Source organism: Ramlibacter alkalitolerans (assembly GCF_016722765.1).
Lineage (GTDB): Bacteria > Pseudomonadota > Gammaproteobacteria > Burkholderiales > Burkholderiaceae_C > Ramlibacter > Ramlibacter alkalitolerans.
The window spans coordinates 339,747-365,140 of record NZ_JAEQND010000001.1; the positions used below are offsets into that span (position 1 = coordinate 339,747).

Genomic DNA, 25,394 nt, shown 5'->3' on the forward strand with positions numbered 1-25,394 from the left:
CTTCGCGGCGCTGCTGCGCCACGGGCGATCGCGCGTCCCACGCGCCGCGGAAGACAGCGCTCACGGGCGGCCGTCCTCGGGCTGCGGCGAGTGCGCCGGGCGGTAGTGCGCCGTCATGGCGGGCGATGATGGCAGAGCGGCTGCGCGCGGGCAAGCGGCGCGCGCCCGACCGCGGGGCGCGGGGCGCTCAGCGCAGCCGGAGTTCGAAGCGCACCGTCGGCACCGACCAGTCGCCGAAGTCGGGGCCCAGGGCGATCTCCCCGCTGTCGTGCAGCACGCATTCGTTGCGGCGCAGGCTCACGGGCGTCGGGGCGCCCTGGAAGCGCACGCAGGTGCCGTTGCTGCTCAGGTCGACGAGCACGAAACTGCGGTAGTGGCGCACGATGCGCGCGTGCAGCCGCGACACGCGCGGATCGGGCACCAGGAACTCCGCTTCCCGGGCCCGCCCCAGGTGCACCGGCAGCTGGTCGCTGCTGAAGACGCGCCCGTTCTCCAGGAAGTGCAGCTCGATGGCACCGACGGCGGGCCGCGCGAACGGCGTGGGCGCCGGGCCGTCGAAGGCCGGGATCGTCATCATGTCGGTCGAGGCGTCTTCTTCCCAGTCGATGCGGAACAGCGGGATCTCCTGCTCGCGCCCGCGCACCGGCACGCTGCCGAGCGGATGGAACCGCGTGCCCGGCGCCGGCGATGCCACCTGCTGCACGACCGACTCCGTGGCGAGGATCTGGCGCGCCCCCGAGAGGTTCGACAGCCGGGCGGCGACGTTCACCGCATCGCCGAAGCAGTCCGCCGCCACTTCGACGACCTCGCCGCAGGCCAGCCCCACCTGCAACTGCAGCCGGTGGACCAGGCCATGGCGCGTGCTGCGGCGGGCGTGCTCGCGCTGCATCTGGACGGCCGCCTCGATGGCGTCGGCGCCGGCGGGAAAGGTGGCCAGCACGCCGTCGCCGAGCGTCTTGACCACGCGGCCCCCATGCGCGCGGCAGACCTCCGCGATCCAGTCGGTCAGCGCGGTGACGGTGCGGGTGGCGGCCTCGTTGCCGAACTTCTCGAACACCCCGGTGCTGCCGGTGAGGTCCGCGAACATGACGGTGGGGGTGGCGGCCATGTGGAATCAGTCTAACCGGCAGCCCGCGTCGCGGCACGCAGGCATTCGGCCAGATAGGGCGCGGTGATGCTGGCGCGCGACGCGGCGACCTCCGGCGGCGGCCCCGCCGCGACGATCCGGCCGCCCTGCGCCCCGGCGCCGGGGCCCATGTCGATCACCCAGTCGCTCTGGGCCACCACCCGCATCTCGTGTTCCACCACGACCACGGTGTTGCCTTCGTCCACCAGGCGCTGCAGCTGCAGCATCAGCCGGTCGACGTCGCAGGCATGCAGGCCGGTGGTGGGCTCGTCCAGCACGTACAGGGTGTCGCCGCGGTGGGTGCGCTGCAGCTCGGTGGCCAGCTTGATGCGCTGCGCCTCGCCGCCGGAAAGCTCGGTGGCCGGCTGGCCCAGGCGCAGGTAGCCCAGGCCGATCTCCAGCAGCACCTGCAGCGGTCGCGCGATCGCCGCTTCCCCGGCGAAGAAGTCGGCCGCCTCTTCCACCGTCATGGCCAGCACTTGCGCGATGCTGCGCTCGCGCCAGCGGATCTCCAGCGTCTGCCCGTTGTAGCGCGCGCCGTGGCAGTCCGGACAGGGCGCGTAGACGCTCGGCATGAACAGCAGTTCCACCGAGACGAAGCCCTCCCCCTCGCAGGTGGCGCAGCGGCCCTTGGGCAGGTTGAAGGAGAAGCGGCCGGGATCGTAGCGGCGCTTGCGCGCGGCCGGCGTCGCCGCGAACAGCTTGCGCACGGCATCGAACAGGCCCGTGTAGGTGGCCAGGTTGGAGCGCGGCGTGCGGCCGATCGGCTTCTGGTCCACCTGCACCAGGCGCCGGATCGCGGCCACGTCGCCGGCCAGCCGCCCCGACCAGGTGCCGTCGCGGGCGTCGGGATCGAGTTCGTCCTCGACCTCCTCCTCCGTGTCGCCGACCGGGCTCCCGAGGTGCTGCGCCACCAGTTCCAGCAGCGCGCGGGTGACCAGCGTCGACTTGCCGGAGCCGGAGACGCCGGTGACCGCGGTGAGGCAGCCGAGCGGGATCTCCGCATCGACCTCCTGCAGGTTGTTGCGCGTCACGCCGGACAGGCGCAGCCATCCGCGCGGCGGGCGCGGCGGCTTGCGCGCCAGTTCCACCTGCCCGAACAGGTGCGGCCGCGTCTGCGACTCCTGCACCTGCGCCAGGCCGGCGGGCGGGCCGCTGTACAGGACCCGGCCGCCCCGCTCGCCGGCGGCCGGCCCGACGTCCACCAGCCAGTCGGCGCGCCGCATCAGGGACAGGTCGTGCTCCACGACGTAGACCGAGTTGCCGCTGGCCTTCAGACGCTGCAGGGCGGCCAGCAGGGCCTCGCCGTCGGCCGGGTGCAGGCCGGCCGAGGGTTCGTCCAGCACGTAGATCACGCCGAACAACTGGGAGGAGAGCTGGGTCGCCAGGCGCAGCCGCTGCAGTTCGCCGGGCGACAGGGTCGGCGTGCTGCGCTCCAGCGACAGGTAGCCGAGCCCCAGTTCCTGCAGCACCCGCAGGCGGCCGATCAGGTCCTGCGCCAGGCGTTCGGCGGCGATGCGCTTTTCCTCCGACACGCCGGAGGTCAGGCGCACGTCGGGGGCGGCGGCATGGGCCGAGCCGCCCTGCGCCACCCGCGCCTGCGTGGCCCGGCGCGAGGCCGCGCGCGACAGGCGCTCGCCGGCCGGCATCACGTCCTGCAGGCGGCCTTCGGCGGCGGGGGCGAGGATCTGCGCCACCTCGTCGATCGGCCGTTGCGACAGGGCGCCGATGTCGTGGCCTGCGAAGGTGACCGACAGCGCCTGCGGCTTGAGCCGCTTGCCGGCGCACACCGGGCAGGCCGTGCTCACCATGAAGCGGGCGACGCGCTTGCGCATCATCGCGCTCTGGGTCGTGGCGAAAGTCTGCAGCACGTAGTTGCGGGCGCTGGTGAAGGTGCCCATGTAGGCGGGCTCCATCCGCCTGCGCAGGGCGGCCTTCGTCTCCTTAGGCGTGAAGCCCGGGTACACGGGGACCGTCGGCGTCTCGTCGGTGAACAGGATCCAGTCGCGCAGCTTGCGCGGCAGCTCGCGCCAGGGCTTGTCGACGTCGTGTCCCAGCGAAACGAGGATGTCGCGCAGGTTCTGCCCGTGCCACGCGGGCGGCCAGGCGGCGATGGCGCGCTCGCGGATGGTGAGGGCGTCGTCCGGCACCATGGAGGCCTCGGTGGCGTCGTAGACGCGGCCCTGGCCGTGGCAATGCGGGCAGGCGCCCTGCGGCGTGTTGGGAGAGAAGTCCTCCGCGTACAGCATCGCCTGCCCGGGCGGATAGTGGCCGACGCGGGAATAGAGCATGCGCAGCAGGCTGGAGATCGTCGTCACGCTGCCCACCGAGGACCGGGTGCTGGGCGTGCCGCGCTGCTGCTGCAGTGCGACGGCCGGCGGCAGGCCCTCGATCGCATCCACGTCGGGCACCCCGGCCTGGTCGATCAGGCGCCGGGCATAGGGCGACACCGACTCGAGGTAGCGCCGCTGCGCCTCGGCGTAGATCGTGCCGAAGGCCAGCGAGGACTTGCCCGAGCCGGAGACGCCGCTGAAGACGACCAGCGCGTCGCGCGGCACGTCGACGTCGACATCCTTCAGGTTGTGCTCGCGGGCGCCGCGCACGCGCACGAAGCCGGCCCGGGTCGCCGGTGCTTCCTCCCGCTCGCGGTCGCCGCGGCCGGCGGCGGATCGTTCTTTTCCCATGGAAGCGAAACGGTAGAGGCAGGCCGGCGGTCGGTCCGTGGGAAGCGTCGCAAACTTTTGTAGGACCGTCCCCAGAGGAAGGGCGGCCAGCCTGTGGGGACCCCGCGCCCCAAGGTTGGGGATTCCCCCCCAATCCCCACGGCGTGCTGCGGCCAGCGAGGGCGTTGTTTCCGTCTGTGACAGAGGCGATGGAGCCCGCTGCGCGGCCGTGGCCCGCCCCTTGCTACTTTTCCCTCGTCATGGAAACCCTGCGTCGCCTCCAACGCCTCACCTGCCGGCTGCTGCTGGTCTGGTTCGCGTTGTCCGTCGGCGTCGCGGTGGCCTCCCCGGTGCTGCAGCCCCACGGCGACGACGTGGTGTGCTCCGGCTCCGGCGCGCTGATGCCGATGCCGGCCGACGACGGCGGCACGCCCTCCTCCGGCCACGGCCACGACCACGACTGCCGCCTGTGCGTGATGGTCGGCGCGCCGCCGGTGCCCCTGGTCGTCGTCGCCCACGCGGCGCCCGCCGACACGCCCGTCCTGCACCTCCCGGTCCCGGTTCCCAGCCAGGCGCCCGTCCCCTTCCAGCAACGCGGTCCTCCCCTTCTCTGACGCCGTTCACGCCTTGAACCGCCCGCGGCGCGAGCCTGCGCGCCGGCACCGATCGTCAGAAGAAGAGAACCGCACATGCGCAAGAACCGCATGGCCCTGGCCCTGGCCATGGCCTTCCCGCTCCTCGCCGCCGGCCAGGAAGCGCCGAGCAAGACCCTCGGCGTGGTCACCATCACCGGCGACCAGCCCACCTCGCTGCCCACGCAGATCCCCGCCACCATGGAAGGGATCACGCGCGAGCAGATCGACCAGACCATCAACGCGACCGACAGCGAAGACGCGCTGAAGTACTTCCCGAGCCTGCTGGTTCGCAAGCGCTACACCGGCGACTACAACCACGCCATCCTCTCCAGCCGCGCCTCCGGCACCGGCAACAGCGCCCGCTCCGCCGTCTATGCCGACGGCATCCTGCTGTCCAACTACCTGGGCAACGGCGTCGGCGGCCTGAGCTTCCCGCCCCGCTGGGGCCTGGTGACGCCGGAGGAGATCGCGCGCGTCGACGTGATGTACGGCCCGTTCTCCGCCGCCTACCCGGGCAACTCGGTCGGCGCGGTGGTGGAGTACACGACGCGGATGCCGGAGAAGTTCGAGGCGCACGCCCGCGCGAGCTACTCGGTGCAGCCCTTCGAGCTTTACAACACCGACCGGACCTTCCACGCGCACGAACTCGCGGCCGGCGCCGGCAACAAGGCGGGCGACTGGGCCTGGTGGTTCAACGTCAACCGCACCGACAGCGAAAGCCAGCCGCTGACGTTCGCGACGCGGCTGGTCCGCCAGGGCGCCGCGCCCAATGCGCAGGCCCCGACCCTGGCGCCAGCCGTGACGGGCGCCGTGCTCGATCGCAACAACCTCAACGATCCGTGGTTCGTGCTGGGCACGCAGACCCAGTTCCACACGCGCCAGGACCACCTGAAGGCGAAGGTCTCGTACGACATCACACCGGCCGTCCGCGCGGCCTACACCGTGGGCGTGTGGCAGAACAGGTCGTCCGGCAACTCGGACAGCTACCTGCGCGACGCCGGCGGCCAGCCGGTGTTCAGCGGCCCCGTCAGCATCGACGGCCTGAACTTCCCGGCCCTCGGCGCCGGCGACTTCCCGCTGACCGAGGAGCGCCTCACGCACTTCATGCACGGTCTCTCCGTCAAGAGCCACACGCAGGGCCTCTTCGACTGGGAACTGGCGGGCAGCCTGTACGACTACGACAAGGACATCAAGCGCCAGAACGGCGCGGGCAACACGCTGCCCGGCGCGCGCACCGGCGGCGCCGGCACCATCGCCGACGGCAGCGGCACCGGCTGGAACACGCTGGCGCTCAAGGGCACGTGGCGCCCGGGCGGCCTGAAGGGCCCGCACATCGTCGAGGCCGGCGTACAGCAGGACAGCTACAAGCTGGACTACGTCACCCGCAACGCTTTGGGCAGTTGGCTCGATGGCGCGCCCGGAACGCTGGTGAGCGATGTCGGCGGCCGCACGCGCCTGCGCAGCGTGTGGGCGCAGGACGCGTGGTCCTTCGCGCCGGCCTGGAAGACGGTGCTGGGCGGCCGGTTCGAGCACTGGCAGGCCTACGACGGGCGCACCCGCACCGCCGCGCTCGCGACGAACCAGCCTTCGCGTTCCGAGAACGCCTTCTCGCCGAAGGCCGCGCTCTCCTGGCAGTTCCAGAAGGAGACCGTGATCAAGGCGGCCCTCGGACGCGCGGTGCGCTTTCCCACGGTGCAGGAGTTGTACGGGGCGACGAACACCCTCAACAATCTGTTCCTCAACGACCCGAACCTGCGGCCCGAGCGCTCCTGGACCTTCGAGCTCAGTGGCGAGAAGCCGTACGGCAACGTGCTCACGCGCCTGACCTGGTTTGCCGAGCGCACCCGCGACGCCATCTTCTCGCAGTCGGTGTTCGACCCGGCCGCCAATCAGAACGTGAGCCGCGTCCAGAACGTCGGCCGCATCGACACCCAGGGCCTCGAGTTCGCCGCCAGCGGCAGCGACGTCGGGATGCAGGGCCTGGACCTGCAGGGCAGCGTGACCTACGCGCATTCGATCATCGAGGAGAACGCGGGTTTCATCCGTGCCCCCGGCGACACCATCGGCAAGCGCCAGCCGAACGTGCCGCGCTGGCGCGCCACGGTGCAGGCCGCGTACCACTGGAACCCGCAGCTCACGACGAGCATCGCGGCGCGCTACAGCGGCAACCAGTTCCGCACGCTGAACAACGAGGACGTCAACGGCACCACCTACCAGGGCGTCAGCAAGTTCTTCGTCGTCGACCTGCGCGTGCACTACCAGGCGACGAAGACGACCTCGCTCGCCTTCGGCATCGACAACGTCAACAACGACAAGTACTGGAACTTCCACCCGTATCCGCAGCGGACGTACACGGCGGAAGTGAAGTTCGACCTGTAAGGAGCCGCCATGCGCACGCCCCAGACCGTGATCGCCCGCCGCCGCAGCCTGTTCCTGCGTGTCCACTTCTGGGCTGCGCTGATCGCCTCGCCGTTCGCGATCCTCGCCGCCCTGACGGGGCTGCTCTACGTGTTCACGCCGCAGGTCGAAGCCGTGCTGCACGGCGACCTCGACCGGGTCGCGGTGGTCGGCCACGCCCGCCCGCTCGACGAAGTGGTGCGGGCGGCGCAGGCGGTGGCGCCGGCCGGCCAGCACCTGAAGAACGTGATCGTCCCGGGCCGCGCCGACGCCTCGGTGCAGGTGGTGTTCAGCCCGGCGCGCCACGCGCTCGGCGAGCACGCGGGCCACGGGGCTCCGGCGGCAGCTCCTGCCCCGGCGGCGCCGGCCGCGCCGATCACGCACGCCGGGCATGCCGATCACGCCGGGCATGCCGATCACGCCGGCCACGCGGGCCACGCGGCGCACGCCGGCCATGGCGCGGCCGGTGTCACCCCGGAGAGCATCCCGGCACCGGTCGCCGCCGTGACCTCCACCGCGACGGCCGGCGACCGCCTGCCGCGCGGCACCATCGTCTACGTCGATCCGTACACGGCGAAGGTCCTGGGCAGCCAGGGCGAGATGGAGCGCTTCGGCACCTGGTCCAAGCGCCTGCACTCCTCGCTGCTGCAGGGCGACGGCTGGCGCTGGATGATCGAGCTCTCGGCAAGCTGGCTGATGGTCATGCTGCTCACCGGCATCTGGCTGTGGTGGCCGCGCGGCCAGGCGCGTGCCTTGCCGGAGGGCAGCGCCCGCGGCCGCAATGCGTGGAAACAGTGGCACGGTTTCCTCGGCGTCGCGCTCTCCGTCATGAGCCTGGCCATCCTCAGCACCGGCCTGACCTGGAGCAAGAACGCCGGCGACCAGATCCGCACCTTCCGCGATGCGATCGGCCAGGCGCCGCCCTTGCCGCCGAAGGGACTGCAGTCCGCCACCGTCGAAGGCCGCGTGGCCCTGGGCTGGGAGGCGATCCTGCAGAGCGCGCGCAGGAGCGCACCCGACGTCACCCTGCTGCTGACCCCGCCGCGCAACGAGCAGGGCACGTGGCGCATCAACACCTCCGAGCAGACCGCGCCGGCGAAGAAGGTCAACCTGGTGCTCGATGCCTACAGCGGCCAGGCCCTGTTCCAGGCCGGCTGGGAGCAGCAGACCGCCTTCGGCAAGGCCACCGCGATCGGCATCCCCTTCCACCGCGGCGAGTTCGGCGTCTGGAACCAGGTGCTGCTGTTCCTGTTCGGCGCCGGCGTGCTGTTCTCGCTCGTGTCCGGCTGGGTGATGTTCGTGCTGCGCCTGCGCCAGGGCAGCGCCATGCTGCCGCGGCTGCTGCCGGGCGCGTGGACGGCCATGCCCGTGGGCGGCTGGATCGCCACCGCGCTGCTGCTGGTGGCGATGCCGCTGTTCGCGTGGACGGCCGCCCTCGTCGCGATCTTCGAGATCGTCCTGGTCTGGCGCGAGCGCACGGCGCGCATGGTTCTTGCGCAGGGTTGAACACCATGAAGACGCAACGCAACCTCCTCGTCGCCGGCAGCGTGCTGCTGCTGCACGTGGGTGGCGTGTGGGCCCTGCAGAGCGGGCTCGTGCGGCGCACCGTCGAAAGCGTGCTGCCCGAGACGATCATGGCGGTGCTGATCGAACCCGAGCCGCCGCAGGTGATCACGCCCCCGAAACCGGTGCAGGCCCCGCCCCCACCCCCGGTGGCGCACAAGGTGGTGAAGCACGCGCCGCCGCCGGCCCCGCGTCCCGCGCCGGCGCCAGCGCCGATGCCGGTGGCGAAGCCCGCGCCGCAGCCGGCGCCCGAAGCGCCGCTGGCCGCACCCACGCAGGTGGCGCTGGCGCCGATCACGCAGCCGGTGGTCGCCGCCGCGCCGCCCGCGCCGGTCGCACCGCCGGCCCCCGTCGTGGTGGCCAAGGCCGTGCCGGCCGCGCCGACGCCCATCGAACTGCCCGTGAGCGACGCGGAGTACCTGCAGAACCCCCGGCCCGCCTACCCGTCGATCAGCCGCAAGCTGCGCGAGCAGGGCAAGGTGGTCGTCGACGTGCTGATCGGCCCCGATGGGTCCGCACAGCAGGCCAAGGTCCAGTCTTCCAGCGGTTTCGACCGCCTCGACGCCGCCGCGCTCGCGACGGTCCAGCGCTGGCGCTACGTCCCCGGCAAGAAGGGCGGCGTGGCGACGGCCATGTGGTTCAGTGTCCCCCTCAATTTCGTCCTGGAGTGAACGCCATGCATCCCCATTTCGGCCTCGTCAACGTCTGGACCCAGGGCGATCTCGTCACCCGGGGCGTGTTCCTGCTGCTGGGGGGCATGTCGCTCGCCTCCTGGGGCGTGATGGCCATCAAGGCGCTGGACCAGCGCCGCTGCGCGAAGCACGCCAAGGCCACCGACAGGTTCTGGGCCGCGCCCGACTTCGCCGGCGGCCTCGCGGAACTGGGCACCGACGAGGAGAACCCGTTCCGCACGCTGGCGCTGGAAGGCCGCGACGCCTCGGCGCACATTCGCCACGGCGAAGGCCGCGGCCGGCTGCAGGACGGCATGGACGCCAGCGACTGGGTCACGCGCAGCCTGCGCAATGCGATCGACGACTGCACTGCGCAACTGCAGGCGGGGCTCGCGATCCTGGCCTCGGTCGGTTCCACCGCGCCCTTCGTCGGCCTGTTCGGCACCGTCTGGGGCATCTACCACGCGCTGATGTCGATCGGCTCCGCGGGGCAGGCGACCATCGACAAGGTGGCCGGCCCGATCGGCGAGGCGCTGATCATGACGGCGCTGGGCCTGGCGGTCGCCATCCCCGCGGTGCTGGGCTACAACGCCCTGGTCCGGGGCAACAAGCGCGTGCTGCACAAGCTCAATCGCTTCGCCCACGACCTGCATGCGTACTTCGTGACCGGCGCCCGCGTCGCCGCCACCGAGCGCAAGGTCGTCCACCTGAAGAAGGCCTGAGGAGAACGCCATGTCCTTCGGCACCCAGGACGACACCTCCGAGGTGATGAACGAGATCAACATGACCCCGCTGGTGGACGTCATGCTGGTGCTGCTGATCGTGTTCATCATCACGGTGCCCGTCATGAAGCACGCGGTGAACATCGACCTGCCGCGCGCGCAGAACCACGCGCAGGAGACGAAGCCGCACACCGTGCGCCTGAGCGTCGACGCGCAGGGCACCTACTACTGGAACGAGGCGAAGCTGGACGACTCCGAGCTGGAGTCGGTGCTCAGCCTCGAGGCCTCGAAGGACCCGCAGCCCGAGCTGCACATCCGCGGCGACAAGTCCGTGCGCTACGAGAAGGTCGCCCGTGCCATGGCGGCCGCGCAGCGCGCAGGACTGCGCAAGATTGGTTTCATCACAGAACCGGGAGCCACCCGATGAATCGCCTGACCACCCCCACCCGTCGTACCGTTCTCCTGGGGGGCCTGGCCCTGCTGGCCGGTTGCGACCACCAGCCGCGCGCCAGCTTCAAGGGCGTCGACCTGGCCGATGCCACCTACAAGGGCGAATTCCGCCTGAAGGACGCGCAAGGCCGCGAGCGCACCATCGCGGACTACCGCGGCCGCGTGGTGCTGCTGCACTTCGGCTTCACGCAGTGCCCCGACGCCTGCCCCACGGCGCTGGCCCGCGCGGCGCAGATCCGCACCCTCCTGGGCAAGGACCGCGACCTGCTGCAGGTCCTGTTCGTGACGCTGGACCCGGAGCGCGACAAGCCGGAGATGCTCAAGGCCTACACCGCCGCCTTCGACCCGACCTTCGTGCCGCTGTTCGGCGACCTCGAGACGACGAAGAAGACGGCGGACAGCTTCAAGGTGTTCTACCGCAAGGTGCCCACCGGGTCCTCGTACACGCTGGACCACTCGCTGCTGTCCTACGCCTTCGATCCGAACGGCGTGCTGCGCGTGGCCCTGCGCCACAACATGGCGGCCGAGGACTGCGTGCACGACCTGCGCCAGTTGCTGGCCTGAGGAGGGCGCGATGCACAGATCGCTGATCGCCCTCGCGGGCCTGCTCGCCACCACCTGCGCCCTCGCGGACGTGACGGTGCAGGATGCGTGGGTGCGCGCCACCGTGCCGGGGCAGAAGACCAGCGGCGCCTTCATGCAGCTCACGTCGACCAGCGACGTCACGCTGGTCGGCGCGCGCTCGCCCGCGGCCGGCGTGGTGGAGATCCACGAGATGGCGATGGACGAGAACATGACCATGAAGATGCGTGCCGTGAAGGGCATCGAGCTGCCCGCGGGCAAGGCCGTGCCCCTGAAGCCCGGCGGCTACCACGTGATGCTGATGGACCTGAAGGACACGCTGAAGCCCGGCGAGAAGGTGCGCCTGACGCTGCTGCTGAAGGACCGCAAGGGAGAGCTCGATGATGTCGCGGTGGAGGTGCCGGTGAAGCCTTTGGGCGCGGCGCTGAAGTAGGCGGGCTGGATGCGCACACCGGGCGGCATGCGTAGGCTGGCGGTGACGCGCGCCAGCGCCGGAACCCCAGCGCTTCGCGCCAGCGCCGGAACCCCAGCGCTTCGCGCCATCGCTGGGGTTCGCGCGCTGACGCGGCTCACCGCCAGCCTACGAATTAACGCCAGCCGACGAACCGTCAACACCAGCCGACGAAGACCCCTTCAGCCGCTCCGCCCGCTCCTGCATCAACTCCCGCTCGCGCGCATTCCCGGCCAGCGCTGACGCCTCCAGGAACGCCACCCGCGCCTCTTCACCACGCCCCAGCTTCTCCAGCAGATCGCCATGCACCCCCGGCAACCACGGATAGCGCCGCAGCGCCGGATCGGCGCGCAGCCGCTCGACGATCGCCAGCGCCGCCGCCGGCCCTTGCGCCTGCGCGACGGCCACCGCGCGATTGAGTTCGACCACCGGCGAGGGCGCGACTTCGGCCAAGGTGCCGTAGAGGGCCGCGATGCGGTGCCAGTCGGTTTCGGCGCTGGAGGGCGCGCGCGCATGGCAGGCCGCGATGGCCGCCTGCAGCGCATACACGCCGCGGGCGCCGCCCAGCGCCTCGGCGCGTTCCAGGGCTGCCAGGCCGCGCCGCACCAGCAGCGGGTCCCAGCGGCGGCGGTCCTGGTCGGCCAGCAGGATGGCGCGACCTTGCGCATCGGTGCGGGCGGCCATGCGCGAGGCCTGCAGTTCCATCAGGGCCAGCAGGCCATGGACCTCGGGCTCGCGCGGCGCGATGCCGGCCAGCATGCGCCCCAGGCGCAAGGCCTCCTGCGCCAGCTCGGGCCGCATCCAGTCGCTGCCCGTGGTGGCGGTGTAGCCCTCGTTGAAGACCAGGTAGACCACCTCCAGCACCGAAGCGAGCCGCGGTGCCAGTTCGGCCCCGCGCGGCACTTCGTACGGCACCTGCGCCTGGGCCAGCGCACGCTTGGCGCGCACGATGCGCTGGGCGATGGTGGGCTCCGGCACGAGGTAGGCGCGGGCGATCTCGTGCGTCGTCAGGCCGCCCAGCAGGCGCAGCGTGAGCGCCACCCTCGCCTCCGCCGGCAGCACCGGGTGGCAGGCCGTGAAGATCAGCCGCAGCAGGTCGTCGCCGATGTCGTCCTGCCGTGCGGCATCGAGCGCGTCGACGAAGTCGGGCACGACCAGCGCCTCCTGCGCTTCCAGGTCATGGCCGACCTCCTCCAGCTTCTCGTCCTGCATCTTGCGGTGGCGCAGGTGATCGAGGGCGCGGCGCCTGGCGGTCGTCATGAGCCAGGCCGCGGGGTTGTCGGGGATGCCTTCGCGCGGCCAGTGCTCCAGCGCGGCGACGAGGGCGTCCTGCGCCAGTTCCTCGGCCACGCCGACATCGCGCACCATGCGGGCGACGACGGCAGTGATGCGGGCCGCATCGAGCCGCCAGACCGCGGCGATCGCCTGGTGCGTGGCCGAGTGCATCGCGTCAGGCGTGCGGCGGCGCCGCGTTCGGGTCCATCCACATCAGCTCCCACACGTGGCCGTCCAGGTCCTCGAAGCCATGGCCGTACATGAAGCCATGGTCCTGCGGCGCGTTGGGCGCGGTGCCGCCGGCGGCCAGCGCCTTTCTCACGAGCGTGTCGACTTCCTCGCGGCTGTCGCACGACAGGCAGATCAGCACCTCGGTCGCGGCGCGCGCGTCGGCGACGGGCTTCTTCGTGAAGGTCTGGAAGAAGGGCTCCACCAGCAGCATCACGTAGATGGTCTCGGAGACCACCATGCAGGCGCCCTGCTCGTTGGTGAACTGCGGGTTGAAGGAAAAACCGAGCGCGGCGAAGAAGGCCTTGGCCCGCTCCATGTGGCGGATCGGCAGGTTGACGAAGATCTGGCGGGCCATGGGGGGCTCCTTGGGTCAGGGGTCGGTCGGGTCGGGGGATGCGGTCGAGGGGACGCGGCGCATTCAGCCCACGCCGATGTCGCGGAAGCGCTCGGCGATGCCCGCATCGGCGACGCCGGCGAAGTCCTCCAGTTCATAGAGCTGGCGCACCTCGATGTGGCAGGCGATGCCTTCACCGATCGGGTTGGGAAAGCGGCGCGACCACTCGACGGCTTCGTCGCGCGTGCGGGTCTGGATCAGGGTGTAGCCGGCGACCAGTTCCTTGGTCTCCGTGAAGGGCCCATCCACGATGCTGCGCTGGCCGGCTTCGTAGTGCACGCGCCAGCCCTTGCTGCTCGGTTGCAGGCCGGCGGCATCCAGCAGCGCGCCGGCGCGCGCGAGTTCCTCGTGGTAGCCGGCCATGGCCTGGAAGACCTTCTCGCTGTCTTCCGGGAACCGGCCGGCTTCGCTGGCGGGGGTGGCCTTGACGAGGATCATGAAACGCATCGCGGGTCTCCTGGTGGCAGGCCGCAATCGGCCTCGCTTCCACGACGATGGAGGCTGTTGGAATTCGACAGTCGCCGATCAGGAAAAACCCGAACCGGCACCAAAGTGCCTCGCTACTCAAGCGTACAAGAGTCACAATTTGCAACGAGAGGGAGACTCCGAAATGGCTTATGCACGTAACCTTGCTTTCACGATCCTCGCCTGCTGCCTGAGCGCCGCGTTCGCCCAGAACACGCCCCCGGCGGCGGCCGCGAAACCCGCCTCCGCGCCGGCGGCGAACGCCGCCCCGGCACCCGCTGCCGGGCCGCGCCCGACCGAAAACACCGCCGAACTCGACGAGGTCTCGCGCCTGATGCGCGCCGGCAAGCTGCAGGAAGCCCTGGTGCTGGCCGACGCGGTGGTGCAATCGTACGAGGACCGCTATCGCCGCGGGAAGGTGCAGGTGTTCGCCTCGCGCAGCCCCGCGGAAGCGCAGGCCTACCTCAATGAAGTCGGCCGCAAGCCCTCGCAGGGCAAGGAAGCCACGGAGGCCGGCGTGTACCCGTCCACCTGGGGCGATGCCTATTACCTCAAGAGTTTCATCCTGACCGAGATGAAGCGCTACCCCGAGTCGAGGAAGTCGATCGAGGCGGCCGTGGCGCTGGCGCCGCACAACGCCGCCTACCGCGCGGAGCTCGGGCAGCTGCTGTTGAAGGAGAAGAACTTCGACGGCGCCGTCAAGGAATTCAAGCGCGCCGAGACGGACGCGCGCGACTTCTCGCCGAGCACGGTGCGCAATCGCGAGCTGGCGCGCGCGCTGCGCGGCCAGGCCTTCGTGATGGTGGAGAAGAAGGATCTCGACGGCGCCGAGAAGACCTACAACGAATGCCTGAAGCTCGACCCGAACGACCCCGTCGCCAAGGCGGAACTGCGCTACATCGCGCAGAAGCGCACGCAGCAGTCCGGCTCGGGCAAGTGATCCTGGCGGTCTACAGGTAGCAGGGGGCCGTTTCCCGCACTTCCACCGTCGCCCATTCGGCGGCGGGGCAGCGGCGGGCGATGGCCACCGCCTCCTCGCGGCTGGCGCAATCCAGCAGGAAGAAGCCGCCGATCATCTCCTTGGCTTCCGCGAACGGGCCGTCCAGCACCTGCGACTGCCCGCCGCGCACCCGCACGCGGGCGGCCTTCTGCTGCGAGGCGAGCGATTCCACCGCGAGCAGCTTGTCCTGCTTGCGCAGGGAGTCGGCGAAATCGAGCATGCGCTGGAACACCGCCTCGCCCTCCGCACGGGTGCGCGTGCCGCGCTGGGCGGGATCTTCGAGAATCACGAGCATGTAAGCCATGCGCCCCATGATAGGGGCGCGCCACGGCCGCGTCACGCGCGCACGCGGGTGAGCATGCGACCCAGCACCCACAGCGCCGCGACCACGTACACCAGGCCCGCCGGCACCCACATCACCAGGCCACCGAGCTGCTGGTCCTGCGCCGGATCGAGCCCCAGCGCGAGCGTGCTCGCCACGTAGGGCGCGTACCAGGGCTGCGGCGCCAGGCTGAGCAAGGCTCCCAGCGCACCGGTGTGCATCATGGTGGCGAAGAGCGATGCGGCGGCGTGGCCGGGACCGTAGCGCCCGCGCGGATCGTGCCCCAGCACCGACCACCAGAAGAACAGCGCGGTGCCCAGGAAGGACACGTGCTGCGCGACGTGCCAGCCCTCGTGCGCCAGCGCCGCGTCGAAGGCCGCCGGCAGGTGCCACGCCCACAGCGCGATCGCATGCAGCGCGAAGGCGCCCAGCGGATCGCTCAGCGCCGACCAGGCCGCCGACCAGCCGCGGCGCGCGAACAGGCTCCCCACCCTGCGCCGCTGCGCCGGCGACAGCGCCCAGGCCCAGGTGGCGAGCGGGCGACCCAGCACCAGCAAGGGCGCCGCCAGCACCATGAGGAGTTCATGCTGCACCATGTGCATCGAGAACAGGTGGCCGCCGGCGGCATCGATCGGCGAGACCAGCGCGGCGAGCAGCGTGAACCAGCCGAGCGCGAAGCAGCCGGCCTGGTGCATCGCCACGCCACGGCCCCTGCCCGCGTTGCGCCACAAGCGCCGCAGGCCCACGGCGTAACCGGCCGCCGACAGGGCGAGAAGCGCCAGCACCCAGGGCGCGAAGTCCCAGCGCCAGGGGCCGGCGGCGGGCGCCGGCTCGGCGACGTGGCCGCGGGCCAGCAGCGGCCAGGCCGCCGCGAACGCGATCAGGGCTCGCAAGGCGTGAGCACCCAGGTGGTGAACCACATGGCCAGGATCACCAGCGCCGCGAACGCGCCCACCGCGGTCGCCATGGTGGCAAGGAAGCGGTGGCGGGCGTGGTGTTCGTCGCTGTCCATCGAGCCCGGCTCGGGGCGGTGCAGGGAGGACTCGCCGAAGGCCAGCACCGCGAGCACCACCACCACCGCCAGCGCCACGGCGGCGAACAGGTGCAGCTGCAGCCGCGTCTGCGTGCCGCACGACGGCGTGACCATGGCGTACATGACGCTCTGCGTCGTGAGCGCCACCGTCGGCGCCACCACCAGTGCCGCCCAGCTCTTGATGGTCATGGCGCGCGCGCCCCGAAGTAGATGACGAAGTAGATCGGCAGCCAGGCCGCCACGACGAAGTACCAGTAGAACGAGTTCTCGCTCACGTCGACGTAGCGCTTGCCGTCCAGCGGGCCGGTGAAGAACAGCACGGTCAGCACGATGGTGTCCAGCAGGTCGGTCACGATGTGCGTGGTGTGCAGCCCGAGCAGCAGCCACACGACGGAGCCGTAGGCATTGCTGTCCCAGCGCACGTTGAGGGTGGAGAACTCCAGCGCGCGCACGAAGGTGAAGGCGATGCCGAACACCGTGCTCGCCACCAGCCAGATCCGCACGCCGTCCAGGTCCATCTTCTCGGCCGCGCGCTTGGCCAGGTGCGCGGGCAGGAAGCTCACGACCATGATCACGGTGTTGATGGTGCCCCAGCGCAGGTCCGGCGGCAGCGAGGTGATCGGCCAGGTCTCCTGGTGGCTGCGCAGGTAGAAGTACGCCATGACGGCCAGCGCGAACACCGTGCTTTCGATCGCCATCACGCCCAGCGTGCCCCACCACATCAGGCTGCGGTGCGAGAAGACCACGGTGGGCAGTTCCGCCACGTCGAGCGCCCGCCCCTTGGCGACGGCCTGGTTCATGCCTTCTCCGCGACGAGCGCCGGGTCGAGCTTCTCCAGCGCCAGTTCTTCCTCGGCTTCGCGGCGGTTCGGCCAGAACCACCAGACCAGCGTGATCGTGACCGGGATCACGCCCCACACCACGGCCCACGGCGAGAAGATCGAGCCGATGAACAGCACCGTGGTCGCCACCGCGGCGAGGAAGGGCGAGGCGCTGGATTCGGGATACATCATGCGGCTGTCCGGCCTGGCGTCGGCGACCGTGGTGCACAGGACTTCGCGCACGTCCGCCGCCAGGCCGCTGACGTGATCCGGCTGCCCTTCGGGCACGCCCTGCCACACCGGGTCGCGCCCGTACACGACCGGCGTGGCCGGGAAGTTGCACACGCGCGGCGGCGACTCGGTCGCCCACTCCAGCGTGCCGCCGCCCCAGGGGTCCGCGCCCGCGAGCACGCCGTGCCGCGCGCTGCGCACCGCATTCACCAGCGTGAGGAAGATGCCCAGGGCCAGCGTCACGGCACCGAGCGTGGAGACCAGGTTCAAGGTGCCCCAGCCCATTTCCGCCGGATAGGTGTAGACGCGCCGCGGCATCCCGTTCATCCCGAGCAGGTGCATCGGGAAGAAGGCGACGTTGAAGCCGACGAACATCAGCCAGAAGCTCCAGCGCCCGAGACGCTCGGACATGAGGCGGCCGGTGAACTTCGGGTACCAGTAGTAGAGCGCCCCGAACAGCGGGAACACCGCGCCCCCGAGCAGCACGTAGTGCAGGTGCGCCACGACGAAGTAGCTGTCGTGGACCTGCGAATCGAGCGAGACCGAGGCCAGCATCAGGCCCGTCATGCCGCCGATCACCAGGATCACGAAGAAGGACAGCACGTAGTACAGCGGCACCTTGAAGTTCAGCCGCCCCGTCCACAGCGTCGCGATCCAGCAGTAGATCTGCACCGCCGTCGGGATGGCGATCAGCATGCTGGCGGCGGTGAAGAAGGTCTTGCCCAGTTCCGGCACGTTGGTCGCGAACATGTGGTGCACCCACAGCCCGAAGGAGAGGAAGCCGGTGGCGATGATCGACAGCACCATCGCGGTGTAGCCGAACATCGGCCGGCGGGCGAAGGTCGGGATCATCGCGGACATGAAGCCCAGCCCGGGAATGAAGATCAGGTACACCTCGGGGTGGCCGAAGAACCAGAACAGGTGCTGCCAGAGGAGCACGTCGCCGCCTTCGCCCGGGTTGTAGAAGTGCGTCGCGACCAGCCGGTCCAGGATCAGCAGCGTGCTGGCCAGCGCCACGGCGGGCATCGCGAACAGGATCATGAAGGCCACCACCAGCATCGCCCACACGTAGAGCGGCATGCGGTTGAGGGTCATGCCCGGCGCGCGCATCTTGAACACCGTGGAGATGATGATGATCGCGTCCAGCAGGGCCGACACCTCGGTGAAGGTGATCATCTGGGCCCAGAAGTCGTTGCGCTTGCCGGCCCCGTAGGCAGGCCCCGCCAGCGGGACGTAGGAGAACCAGCCGGCGTCCGGGCCCGAGTTGACGAAGAAGGCCGCGTACAGCATCACGCCGCCGAACAGGAAGATCCAGTACGAGTAGGCGGTCATGCGCGGGAAGGCGATCGCGCGCGCGCCGATCATCAGCGGCACCAGGTAGATCGCCACCGCCTGCATCACCGGCACGGCGAACAGGAACATCATGGTGGACCCATGCATCGTGAAGATCTGGTTGTACAGGTCCGGCCCGACCAGCGTGTTGCCGGGGCGCGAGAGCTGCATGCGCATGGTGGCGGCGAGCAGGCCGCCCAGCGCGAAGAACACCAGGCAGGTGACGAGGAAGCGCTTGCCTATGACCTTGTGGTTGACGGCGCAGAACCAGCCGAAGAAGCCGGGCGGGTCCTTCCACGTTTCGTCCAGCAGGCGCGCGACGACCTCGCCGCCGGCCAGGCCGTCCTTGGTCTGGCCCTTGTAGGGATGCGGCTTCTCGCCGAGCGGCCCATTCCTCATCGAAGCGTTCCCAGGTACGTGACGATCGCGGCGAGGTCCTCGCCGGACATGGGGTTGGCGGGCATGTTGACGCCCGGCTTGTGCCGGTGCGGATCGGCGATCCAGCTGGCCAGGTTGCCGGCGTCGTTGGGCAGCGTGCCCGCGGCGATGGTGCGCCGGCTCGCCAGGTGCGTCAGGTCGGGCGCCCTTTTGCCCTGGGCCAGCGTCCCCTGGATGGTGTGGCACATGGCGCAGCTCACCGACTGGAACAGCTGCTTGCCGCGCTGCGCGCGGGCATCGGCGGGCTCGATGGCCGTCGCCAGCTGCTGCCGGCGCCAGCGCTCGTAATCCTCCGGTGCCTGCGCATGCACCTCGAAACCCATGAACGCATGCTGGAAGCCGCAGAACTCGGCGCACTGGCCGCGATAGATGCCGGGCCGGTCGGCGCGGAACGAAAGGGTGGCGGTGCGGCCCGGGATCAGGTCGCGCTTGCCGGCGAGGCTCGGGATCCACAGGCTGTGGATCACGTCGTCGGCATTGAGCTGCATGACGACCGGCCGGCCGACGGGCACGTGGATCTCGTTGGCCGTCTCGAAGGTCTCGGACACCGGGCCACTGAGGTACTTCACCGACCACCACCACTGGTGTCCCGTCACCTGGATGTTCACCGCATCCTGCAGCGGCAGGCGCGCCAGCGCGCGGTCGGTGAACACGCTCGCCCCCAGCAGCACCAGCAGGCCGAGGATCGTGACGGCGACGGCGATGGACACGGGGCGGCTCAGGCGCGGCTCGGGGACGTTGACGGCGCCCAGGTCCGGCGGCTCGGGCGCATCGATCCGGGGCGCGCGCCGCAGCGCCAGCAGGAGGCCGGCCAGCACGGCAACGAACACGATGGCGCAGATCGCCAGGAAGATGTTCCACAGCGTCGCGATGTGGTCCGCCTGCGGGCCCCAGGCGCTCAGCATGTCGTGCACGCCCGGGTTCATCTCGGCTCCAGCGCCAGTTCGGACTCCGACACCCCCTTCTGCACCGCCGGCTGCGGCGAGCGGAAGTTCTCCGGCTTGCCCGGATAGAGGGAGTCGCCGCGCGAGGGCGCCACGTCGGTGCGCACGGCGCCGCCCATGGAGCGGACGTAGGCGACGATCTTCCAGACCTGGTCGTCGGGGATGTGGCCGCCGAACGAAGGCATGCCGTTGGCGCGGCCCTGCATGATCGTGTTGAAGATGCTCTGCGGGTCGCTGCCGTAGGTCCACTGGCTGTCCATCAGCGGCGGTCCGATCGCGCCGCCGCCGTTGGCGTGGCAGCCCGAGCAGTTGTACCAGTGGTACAGGCGCTTGCCTTCGCTGATCGCGTAGGCGTTGTCGTCGTACATGCTGATGTTCTTGTCCGCCAGCCTCACCATGCCGCCCAGCGCCACCGCCGGCTGGTTGCTGCTGCGGCGCGGTGCCGTCTCGCCGCCGGTGGCGTTCTGGATTTCCGCGCGGAAGTGCCGCTCCTCCCGCTCGCAGCCGGCCAGCGCGGCCGCAGCGATCAGCAGGCAGGCGACGCCGGATCTCATCGCGCGTCCTCCGGCAGCCGCGGCACGCCGTAGTCGGCCAGGATGCGGTCGATCTCCGGCTGGCGGCGGGCGATGAAGTCGTCGAGCCGCTCGCGCAGCGCGCGGTCGCCGCGGTGCACGCCCATCGCGATGGCGAACACGAAGGGCTGCTCCTTCAGCGCGGCCGGCGGAGGCACGTAATGCAGGCGCAGCGGCACGGACGCGTGCTTCGCGTAGAAGCCCGCCTGCGGCCCCCACACGAACGCCGCGTCGAGGTCGCCGCGTTCCAGCGCGTGCACCATGCGCGCTGCCGCCGGCTGCGCCCCGGGGATCGGATAGCCGACCACCCGGTCGACGGCGCCGGAAAGCGCCAGCGCATGGCCCGGCGGCGTCGTGGCGAGGTCGTCTCCCACCAGCTGCACGCCCACGCGCCACTCGCGCAGCCGCGGATCGGCGAAGCTGGCGGGCGACGAGAGATGCGTCTCGGGCTCGACCAGCACATAGCTGGAACGGTAGTAGGGCCGCGTGTTGAGCGTGCGCTCGAAATCCGCCGGCACGCCGACGATCAGGTCGCACAGGCCTGCGCCCATCGTCTTGCGCACGAAGCCGCGCCGGTCCGGCAGCCACGCATATTCGAGCGGCAGGCCGAAGTCGCTGGCCACGAGCCTTGCGATCCGGTTCTCGAAGCCGCTGCCGTCCTGGTGCGAGTACGGCAGGTTGTCGGGATCGGCGCACACGCGCAGGGCCTGCCGCTGCGGCTGCTGCGGGCGCGGTGCTTCCTGCGCGGCCGCGGCGCACACCGTGCCGGCGAGCAGCAAGGCGAGCGCGCGCCTCACTGGGCGCCTCCCTGGAGCGAGAACACGTAGAGATGCCCGCCCTTGCGCGTGGCGGCGGGCAGGTCGCGCATCACGCCGACGAAGCCCAGGGCGGCCGTCGCGTCGCGCGGGTCGAGGCCCGCGGAGACGATGGCGCCGGACCAGCCGCCGACGCCCGCCAGCACGGCCACGTATTGCTGGCCGTCGCCACCACGGAAGGTCACCGGCTGGCCGATGATCCCGGACTCCGTCTTGTACTGCCACAGCAGCTTGCCGTTGCGCGCGTCGATGGCCTTGAACCAGCCGTCCATGGTGCCGTAGAAGGTGACGTCGCCGGCGGTGACGAGGGCGCCGCTCCAGACCGGGAACTTCTCCTGGATCTCCCAAGCCTTGCGCTGCTTGACCGGGTCCCATGCGGTGAACACGCCGCGGTTGCCGCCAGGGCCGGGGTACATCTTGGCTTCGAGCCCGACGAAGGGCGTGCCTGCGATGTAGCTGGCTTCGCTGGTCACTGCGTCCTGGCACAGGTTCTGGTGCGGGATGTAGAGCAGCTGCGTGCGCGGCGACCAGGCGGCCGGCTGCCAGTCCTTCGCGCCGGGCGAGGCCGGGCAGATGCTGCGCACCGTCTCGCCGGCGCGCGGGTTCTTGGCGGGGTTGTACTTGAGCGCGCCGGTCTGCAGGTCGACGCCGGTGGAGGTCGTCGTGTGCACGAAGGGCGTGGCCGAGATCACCTGGCCGCTCGTGCGGTCGATCACGTACAGGTAGCCGTTGCGGTCCGGCCGCATCAGCACCTTGCGCGTGCCGCCGCCGATGGGGAGGTCCGCCAGGATGCTCTCGTTGACGCCGTCGTAGTCGTGCAGGTCGTGCGGGCTGGTCTGGTAGTACCACACGGCCTCGCCGGTGTCGGGCCGGCGCGCGAACAGGCCGGCCGTCCACTTGTTGTCCCCCGGGCGCTGCTCGGGGTTCCAGGGGCCGGGGTTGGCGGTGCCGTGGTAGATCAGGTCCAGCTGCGGGTCGTAGGAGATGAAGCCCCAGACGGTGCCGCCGCCGATGCGCCAGGCCTCGCCCGGCCAGGTCTTGATGCCGAGGTCCTTGCCCTGGTCGGACTGGTAGTACGGCTTGAAGTTGGGGCCGATCAGCACGTCCTTGTCCGGGCCCGTGCTGTAGGCGCGCCAGGCGATCCTGCCGGTGGCCGCGTCGAGCGCCGTGATCCAGCCGCGCACGCCGAATTCGCCGCCGGCGTTGCCGACGAACACCTTGCCCTTGGCGACCATGGGCGCGCCCGTCATGCTTTCGCCCAGCTTGATCTCGCCGAGCTTGGTGCGCCACAACTCCTTGCCCGTCTTCGCGTCGAGCGCGATGGTCTGGTTGTCGAGCGTGTTGAAGAAGAAGCGGCCGTCGGCGTAGGCGCCGCCGCGGTTGACCACGTCGCAGCAGGCGACGCCCTGCGAGCTGGAATCGGGCTTGGGGTCGAAGGCCCACTTCTGCGTGAACGGCGCCTTAGAGACGTCGAAGGCGTAGACGAGATTCGGGAAGGGCCCCACCACGATCATGGTGTTGTCCGCCACGATCGGTGCGGCCTCATGGCCGCGGTCGAGATTGGTCGGGAAGTGGAAGGCGAGCTTCAGCTGCGCGGCGTTGCCGGTATGGATCTGCGCGAGGCCGCTGAAGCGGTTGAGGCCGGGGTCCTTGCCGGCGGTCCGCCATTCACCGTCATCGGCCGGCTGGGCCGCGACGGCCGATGCGAACAGGAGCGCCCCGAGGAACGACAAGGCAAGCCTCAACTTCATCTCCACGAAATGAACGAAGCCCCTGTTCCTGCCGCGCGGCGCGCGGACTCCATCGACTGTTATCGGCCACGAATGGCTCTGCTTTTATGGGGACGCAGTTTACACATCGCGCAACGTTCTGGGGGCCGCTGTCGCGCTGTGTACGGGCGCGTACAGAGCGAGCTGGCGAGGCGCTCAGTCGACGAAGAAGTCCGGCACGAAACGCGTGGTGCCGGGCGTCACCGAATAACGCTCGAGATCGGTCTGCCCATGCGCCGCAAGGAGTTCGTCGTCGATGTGGAAGTTGCCGCTGTTGCGCGCCTCGGCCGCATCGGACGTGAGCACCAGCCAGGCCGCATCGGCCAGGATCTCGGGTTTGCGGCAGGCGCCGAGGTCGACGCCGGGGATCATCTGCAGGGCGGCGGTCGCGATTGCGGTGCGAGGCCACAGGCTGTTGACGGCGATGCCGTACTTGCGCAGTTCGCCGGCGTGGCCCAGCGTGCACATGCTCATGCCGTACTTGGCCATCGTGTAGGCCGTGTGCGGGGCGAACCAGTGCGTCTTCATCGACAGCGGCGGCGACAGGGTCAGCACGTGGGCGTTGCGCCCCGCGGCTGCCGACTTCTTCAGCTCCGGCAGGCAGGCCTGCGTGCACAGGAAGGTGCCGCGCGCGTTGATCCCGTTCATCAGGTCGTAGCGCTTCATCGGCGTGTGCTCGGTGTCGGTGAGGCTGATCGCGCTGGCGTTGTTGACCAGGATGTCGATGCCGCCGAAGGTGAGCACCGCGCGCTGCACGGCATCGAGCACCTGCGCCTCGTCGCGGATGTCGACCTGCAGCGGCAGGGGGTGGCCGCCGGCGGCGCGGATTTCTTCCGCGGCGCTGTAGATGGTGCCGGGCAGCCTCGGGTCGGGCTCGGCGGTCTTGGCGACGATCACGATGTTGGCGCCGTCGGCGGCGGCGCGCCTGGCGATCGCCAGGCCGATGCCGCGCGAGGCGCCGGTGATGAAGAGGGTCTTGCCTTGGAGGTTCACGTCGTCATTCCCGCGGAGGCGGGAATCCAGGGCTCCCGCATTGCCCTGCCCGCGCAGCGGGCGACTCTGGGCCCCCGCCTGCGCGGGGGTAACGGCCGGGCCCCCGCCGGCGCGGGGGTGACGGCTCGCTACAGCCCCGAAAAATCCGGCCGGCGCTTTTCCATGAAGGCCGTGAAGGCCTCCCGGGCCGCCGGCGCCACCAGCATGCGGCGGAAGCTCTCGCCTTCGTCGGCCATCTGCTGCAGCACGGCTTGCTGCTGGCCCTTCTTCATCAGGCGCTTGGTCTCCACCAGCGAAGCCAGCGGGCGGGCCGCCAGCTTGCGCGCCTGCGCCTGGCCGTAGCCATTCGCTTCGGTGGGCGGCAGCACGCGATTCACGAGCCCGACCTCCAGCGCCGCTTCGGCCATGAAGGGCTCGCCGAGCAGCAGCGCCTCCGCCGCGCGGTGGTAGCCCAGGAGTTGCGGGGCGAGCAGGCTGGACGCAGCCTCCGGGCACAGGCCGAGGTTCACGAAGGGCATGGAGAACGCCGCGTTGTCGCCGGCATAGACCAGGTCGCAGTGGAACAGCATCGTCGTGCCTATGCCCACGGCGGGACCGCACACCGCCGCCAGCAGCGGCTTGGGGAAGGTGGCGATGCCGTGCAGGAAGCGGAACACGGGCGACTCCTCGCCGGCCGGGGGCTGGTCGAGGAAGTCGCCGATGTCGTTGCCGGCGCAGAACACGGTCTCGTGGCCTTGCACCAGCACCGCGCGCACCGAGGCATCTTCGCGCGCCTGCGCCACCGCTTCGGCGAGCGCCGCGTACATCGCGCCGGTGATCGAGTTCTTGCGCGCCAGGCGGTTCAGCGTGAGCGTCATCACGCCCGCTTCGGAGTGCACCAGCACTTCGTCGATGGTCGTCATTGCAAGGCTTCCTTCACGAAATCGAGCCGGTCCTGGCCCCAGAACATCTCGCCGCCCACGAAGAAGGTGGGGGCGCCGAACACGCCCCGCGCCACGGCCTCCTGCGTCGCGGCCTTCAGGTCGTCCTTGATGGCGGGGTCGTTGGCCAGCGCCAGCATCTGCTCCGGCGCGAAGCCGGCCTGTTGCAGCACCTCGGCCACCGTGGCGGGATCGTTCATGTTGCGGCCATCCACCCAGATCGCGCGACACACCGCATCGACGAAGGGCACCATGCGCTGCGGCTCGCGCAACTGCAGGCCCAGCACCATGCGCATCAGGGCCAGCGTGTTGATCGGGAAATGCGGGTTGTGCCGGAAGGGCACGCCGTAGCGGCGGGCGAAGCGCTGCAGGTCGTCCTGCATGTACTGGCCCTTGGCCGGTACTTCCATCGGCGAGCGGTTGCCGGTCGCCTGGAACACGCCGCCCAGCAGCATCGGGCGGTATTCGATCTCGCTGCCCGTCTCCTGCACGATCGTGGGCAGCTGCGTCCAGGCCAGGTAAGTGGCCGGGCTGCCGACATCGAAGTAGAACTCGACGGCTTTCGTCATGGCAGGTCTCC

General features: G+C 70.5%; 26 protein-coding genes. 9 read left to right on the forward strand and 17 right to left on the reverse strand.

Annotated elements, in window-relative coordinates; genetic code table 11:
• Positions 1-187: 187 nt before the first annotated feature.
• Positions 188-1,108: an adenylate/guanylate cyclase domain-containing protein gene (locus tag JI746_RS01590; RefSeq protein ID WP_201687019.1), complete on the reverse strand. Its 921-nt coding sequence runs from the start codon at positions 1,106-1,108 to the stop codon at positions 188-190.
• An 11-nt stretch (positions 1,109-1,119) separates the two neighbouring features.
• Entirely contained in the window at positions 1,120-3,810 is a 2,691-nt protein-coding gene (locus tag JI746_RS01595; RefSeq protein WP_201687020.1) for an excinuclease ABC subunit UvrA, read from the reverse strand.
• A gap of 239 nt (positions 3,811-4,049) precedes the next feature.
• On the opposite strand from JI746_RS01595, the gene JI746_RS01600 reads away from it, so the two are divergent.
• The 8 genes from JI746_RS01600 (at position 4,050) to JI746_RS01635 (ending at position 11,242) form a co-directional block, all read left to right on the forward strand.
• Positions 4,050-4,403 (forward strand): DUF2946 family protein, encoded by a 354-nt coding sequence (locus tag JI746_RS01600; protein ID WP_201687021.1) that lies wholly within the window; start codon positions 4,050-4,052, stop codon positions 4,401-4,403.
• Positions 4,404-4,478: 75 nt separating this feature from the next.
• A complete protein-coding gene (locus JI746_RS01605) occupies positions 4,479-6,803 on the forward strand; it encodes a TonB-dependent receptor (RefSeq protein ID WP_201687022.1) in 2,325 nt (774 codons plus the stop codon).
• Positions 6,804-6,812: 9 nt separating this feature from the next.
• Positions 6,813-8,327: a PepSY-associated TM helix domain-containing protein gene (locus JI746_RS01610; RefSeq protein ID WP_201687023.1), complete on the forward strand. Its 1,515-nt coding sequence runs from the start codon at positions 6,813-6,815 to the stop codon at positions 8,325-8,327.
• A 5-nt stretch (positions 8,328-8,332) separates the two neighbouring features.
• Complete coding sequence (locus tag JI746_RS01615) at positions 8,333-9,055, forward strand: energy transducer TonB (protein ID WP_201687024.1); 723 nt, start codon at positions 8,333-8,335, stop codon at positions 9,053-9,055.
• A 5-nt stretch (positions 9,056-9,060) separates the two neighbouring features.
• A complete protein-coding gene (locus JI746_RS01620; RefSeq protein WP_201687025.1) occupies positions 9,061-9,777 on the forward strand; it encodes a MotA/TolQ/ExbB proton channel family protein in 717 nt (238 codons plus the stop codon).
• Positions 9,778-9,787: 10 nt separating this feature from the next.
• The gene (locus JI746_RS01625; protein ID WP_201687026.1) at positions 9,788-10,204 is read left to right on the forward strand and encodes an ExbD/TolR family protein; all 417 of its coding nucleotides are present in this window, start codon (positions 9,788-9,790) and stop codon (positions 10,202-10,204) included.
• Entirely contained in the window at positions 10,201-10,791 is a 591-nt protein-coding gene (locus tag JI746_RS01630; RefSeq protein WP_201687027.1) for an SCO family protein, read from the forward strand. Before JI746_RS01625 ends, JI746_RS01630 begins: the two co-directional genes overlap by 4 nt.
• A gap of 10 nt (positions 10,792-10,801) precedes the next feature.
• The gene (locus JI746_RS01635; protein ID WP_201687028.1) at positions 10,802-11,242 is read left to right on the forward strand and encodes a copper chaperone PCu(A)C; all 441 of its coding nucleotides are present in this window, start codon (positions 10,802-10,804) and stop codon (positions 11,240-11,242) included.
• A 147-nt stretch (positions 11,243-11,389) separates the two neighbouring features.
• On the opposite strand, the gene JI746_RS01640 is transcribed toward JI746_RS01635, so the two are convergent.
• The 3 genes from JI746_RS01640 to JI746_RS01650 all read right to left on the reverse strand — a co-directional run bounded on the left by JI746_RS01640 (position 11,390) and on the right by JI746_RS01650 (position 13,607).
• On the reverse strand, positions 11,390-12,706 hold the full coding sequence (locus JI746_RS01640; RefSeq protein ID WP_201687029.1) for an RNA polymerase sigma factor: 1,317 nt from the start codon (positions 12,704-12,706) through the stop codon (positions 11,390-11,392).
• A 4-nt stretch (positions 12,707-12,710) separates the two neighbouring features.
• Positions 12,711-13,121 carry a VOC family protein gene (locus tag JI746_RS01645; RefSeq protein WP_201687030.1) on the reverse strand — a complete coding sequence of 137 codons (411 nt, stop codon included), beginning with the start codon at positions 13,119-13,121 and terminating at the stop codon, positions 12,711-12,713.
• Between the two features lie 63 nt (positions 13,122-13,184).
• Positions 13,185-13,607 carry a YciI family protein gene (locus JI746_RS01650; RefSeq protein WP_201687031.1) on the reverse strand — a complete coding sequence of 141 codons (423 nt, stop codon included), beginning with the start codon at positions 13,605-13,607 and terminating at the stop codon, positions 13,185-13,187.
• Between the two features lie 163 nt (positions 13,608-13,770).
• On the opposite strand from JI746_RS01650, the gene JI746_RS01655 reads away from it, so the two are divergent.
• A complete protein-coding gene (locus tag JI746_RS01655; RefSeq protein ID WP_201687032.1) occupies positions 13,771-14,565 on the forward strand; it encodes a tetratricopeptide repeat protein in 795 nt (264 codons plus the stop codon).
• A gap of 10 nt (positions 14,566-14,575) precedes the next feature.
• Here JI746_RS01655 and JI746_RS01660 read toward each other — a convergent pair whose 3' ends face one another.
• The 12 genes from JI746_RS01660 to JI746_RS01715 all read right to left on the reverse strand — a co-directional run bounded on the left by JI746_RS01660 (position 14,576) and on the right by JI746_RS01715 (position 25,383).
• Positions 14,576-14,929 carry a YciI family protein gene (locus tag JI746_RS01660; RefSeq protein ID WP_201687033.1) on the reverse strand — a complete coding sequence of 118 codons (354 nt, stop codon included), beginning with the start codon at positions 14,927-14,929 and terminating at the stop codon, positions 14,576-14,578.
• 32 nt (positions 14,930-14,961) lie between these two features.
• Entirely contained in the window at positions 14,962-15,840 is an 879-nt protein-coding gene (locus tag JI746_RS01665; RefSeq protein WP_201687034.1) for a cytochrome c oxidase assembly protein, read from the reverse strand.
• A complete protein-coding gene (locus JI746_RS01670) occupies positions 15,828-16,169 on the reverse strand; it encodes a hypothetical protein (RefSeq protein ID WP_201687035.1) in 342 nt (113 codons plus the stop codon). The genes JI746_RS01665 and JI746_RS01670 overlap by 13 nt, the downstream gene beginning before the upstream one ends.
• Entirely contained in the window at positions 16,166-16,780 is a 615-nt protein-coding gene (locus JI746_RS01675) for a cytochrome c oxidase subunit 3 (protein WP_201687036.1), read from the reverse strand. Before JI746_RS01675 ends, JI746_RS01670 begins: the two co-directional genes overlap by 4 nt.
• Entirely contained in the window at positions 16,777-18,762 is a 1,986-nt protein-coding gene (ctaD, locus tag JI746_RS01680; RefSeq protein ID WP_201687037.1) for a cytochrome c oxidase subunit I, read from the reverse strand. Before ctaD ends, JI746_RS01675 begins: the two co-directional genes overlap by 4 nt.
• Entirely contained in the window at positions 18,759-19,727 is a 969-nt protein-coding gene (gene coxB / locus JI746_RS01685) for a cytochrome c oxidase subunit II (RefSeq protein ID WP_201687038.1), read from the reverse strand. The genes ctaD and coxB overlap by 4 nt, the downstream gene beginning before the upstream one ends.
• Positions 19,724-20,299, reverse strand: a complete 576-nt coding sequence (locus tag JI746_RS01690; RefSeq protein WP_201687039.1) for a c-type cytochrome — start codon at positions 20,297-20,299, stop codon at positions 19,724-19,726. The genes coxB and JI746_RS01690 overlap by 4 nt, the downstream gene beginning before the upstream one ends.
• Positions 20,296-21,114 (reverse strand): quinoprotein dehydrogenase-associated putative ABC transporter substrate-binding protein, encoded by an 819-nt coding sequence (locus JI746_RS01695; RefSeq protein WP_330892850.1) that lies wholly within the window; start codon positions 21,112-21,114, stop codon positions 20,296-20,298. Before JI746_RS01695 ends, JI746_RS01690 begins: the two co-directional genes overlap by 4 nt.
• Positions 21,111-22,883, reverse strand: a complete 1,773-nt coding sequence (locus JI746_RS01700) for a methanol/ethanol family PQQ-dependent dehydrogenase (RefSeq protein ID WP_201687040.1) — start codon at positions 22,881-22,883, stop codon at positions 21,111-21,113. The genes JI746_RS01695 and JI746_RS01700 overlap by 4 nt, the downstream gene beginning before the upstream one ends.
• Positions 22,884-23,057: 174 nt before the next feature.
• Positions 23,058-23,894, reverse strand: a complete 837-nt coding sequence (locus JI746_RS01705) for an SDR family oxidoreductase (RefSeq protein WP_201687041.1) — start codon at positions 23,892-23,894, stop codon at positions 23,058-23,060.
• Between the two features lie 128 nt (positions 23,895-24,022).
• A complete protein-coding gene (locus JI746_RS01710) occupies positions 24,023-24,796 on the reverse strand; it encodes an enoyl-CoA hydratase (RefSeq protein ID WP_236599474.1) in 774 nt (257 codons plus the stop codon).
• Positions 24,793-25,383: a 2-hydroxychromene-2-carboxylate isomerase gene (locus JI746_RS01715; RefSeq protein WP_201687042.1), complete on the reverse strand. Its 591-nt coding sequence runs from the start codon at positions 25,381-25,383 to the stop codon at positions 24,793-24,795. The genes JI746_RS01710 and JI746_RS01715 overlap by 4 nt, the downstream gene beginning before the upstream one ends.
• Between the last annotated feature and the right edge of the window lie 11 nt (positions 25,384-25,394).

What these genes read in the sequence shown, in the direction of transcription:
- JI746_RS01590 (WP_201687019.1), bottom strand. Translation starts at nt 1,108, where the DNA reads ATGGCCGCCACCCCCACCGTCATGTTCGCGGACCTCACCGGCAGCACC.
- JI746_RS01595 (WP_201687020.1), bottom strand. Translation starts at nt 3,810, where the DNA reads ATGGGAAAAGAACGATCCGCCGCCGGCCGCGGCGACCGCGAGCGGGAG.
- JI746_RS01600 (WP_201687021.1), top strand. Translation starts at nt 4,050, where the DNA reads ATGGAAACCCTGCGTCGCCTCCAACGCCTCACCTGCCGGCTGCTGCTG.
- JI746_RS01605 (WP_201687022.1), top strand. Translation starts at nt 4,479, where the DNA reads ATGCGCAAGAACCGCATGGCCCTGGCCCTGGCCATGGCCTTCCCGCTC.
- JI746_RS01610 (WP_201687023.1), top strand. Translation starts at nt 6,813, where the DNA reads ATGCGCACGCCCCAGACCGTGATCGCCCGCCGCCGCAGCCTGTTCCTG.
- JI746_RS01615 (WP_201687024.1), top strand. Translation starts at nt 8,333, where the DNA reads ATGAAGACGCAACGCAACCTCCTCGTCGCCGGCAGCGTGCTGCTGCTG.
- JI746_RS01620 (WP_201687025.1), top strand. Translation starts at nt 9,061, where the DNA reads ATGCATCCCCATTTCGGCCTCGTCAACGTCTGGACCCAGGGCGATCTC.
- JI746_RS01625 (WP_201687026.1), top strand. Translation starts at nt 9,788, where the DNA reads ATGTCCTTCGGCACCCAGGACGACACCTCCGAGGTGATGAACGAGATC.
- JI746_RS01630 (WP_201687027.1), top strand. Translation starts at nt 10,201, where the DNA reads ATGAATCGCCTGACCACCCCCACCCGTCGTACCGTTCTCCTGGGGGGC.
- JI746_RS01635 (WP_201687028.1), top strand. Translation starts at nt 10,802, where the DNA reads ATGCACAGATCGCTGATCGCCCTCGCGGGCCTGCTCGCCACCACCTGC.
- JI746_RS01640 (WP_201687029.1), bottom strand. Translation starts at nt 12,706, where the DNA reads ATGCACTCGGCCACGCACCAGGCGATCGCCGCGGTCTGGCGGCTCGAT.
- JI746_RS01645 (WP_201687030.1), bottom strand. Translation starts at nt 13,121, where the DNA reads ATGGCCCGCCAGATCTTCGTCAACCTGCCGATCCGCCACATGGAGCGG.
- JI746_RS01650 (WP_201687031.1), bottom strand. Translation starts at nt 13,607, where the DNA reads ATGCGTTTCATGATCCTCGTCAAGGCCACCCCCGCCAGCGAAGCCGGC.
- JI746_RS01655 (WP_201687032.1), top strand. Translation starts at nt 13,771, where the DNA reads ATGGCTTATGCACGTAACCTTGCTTTCACGATCCTCGCCTGCTGCCTG.
- JI746_RS01660 (WP_201687033.1), bottom strand. Translation starts at nt 14,929, where the DNA reads ATGGCTTACATGCTCGTGATTCTCGAAGATCCCGCCCAGCGCGGCACG.
- JI746_RS01670 (WP_201687035.1), bottom strand. Translation starts at nt 16,169, where the DNA reads ATGACCATCAAGAGCTGGGCGGCACTGGTGGTGGCGCCGACGGTGGCG.
- JI746_RS01675 (WP_201687036.1), bottom strand. Translation starts at nt 16,780, where the DNA reads ATGAACCAGGCCGTCGCCAAGGGGCGGGCGCTCGACGTGGCGGAACTG.
- ctaD (WP_201687037.1), bottom strand. Translation starts at nt 18,762, where the DNA reads ATGAGGAATGGGCCGCTCGGCGAGAAGCCGCATCCCTACAAGGGCCAG.
- coxB (WP_201687038.1), bottom strand. Translation starts at nt 19,727, where the DNA reads ATGAACCCGGGCGTGCACGACATGCTGAGCGCCTGGGGCCCGCAGGCG.
- JI746_RS01690 (WP_201687039.1), bottom strand. Translation starts at nt 20,299, where the DNA reads ATGAGATCCGGCGTCGCCTGCCTGCTGATCGCTGCGGCCGCGCTGGCC.
- JI746_RS01700 (WP_201687040.1), bottom strand. Translation starts at nt 22,883, where the DNA reads ATGAAGTTGAGGCTTGCCTTGTCGTTCCTCGGGGCGCTCCTGTTCGCA.
- JI746_RS01710 (WP_236599474.1), bottom strand. Translation starts at nt 24,796, where the DNA reads ATGACGACCATCGACGAAGTGCTGGTGCACTCCGAAGCGGGCGTGATG.
- JI746_RS01715 (WP_201687042.1), bottom strand. Translation starts at nt 25,383, where the DNA reads ATGACGAAAGCCGTCGAGTTCTACTTCGATGTCGGCAGCCCGGCCACT.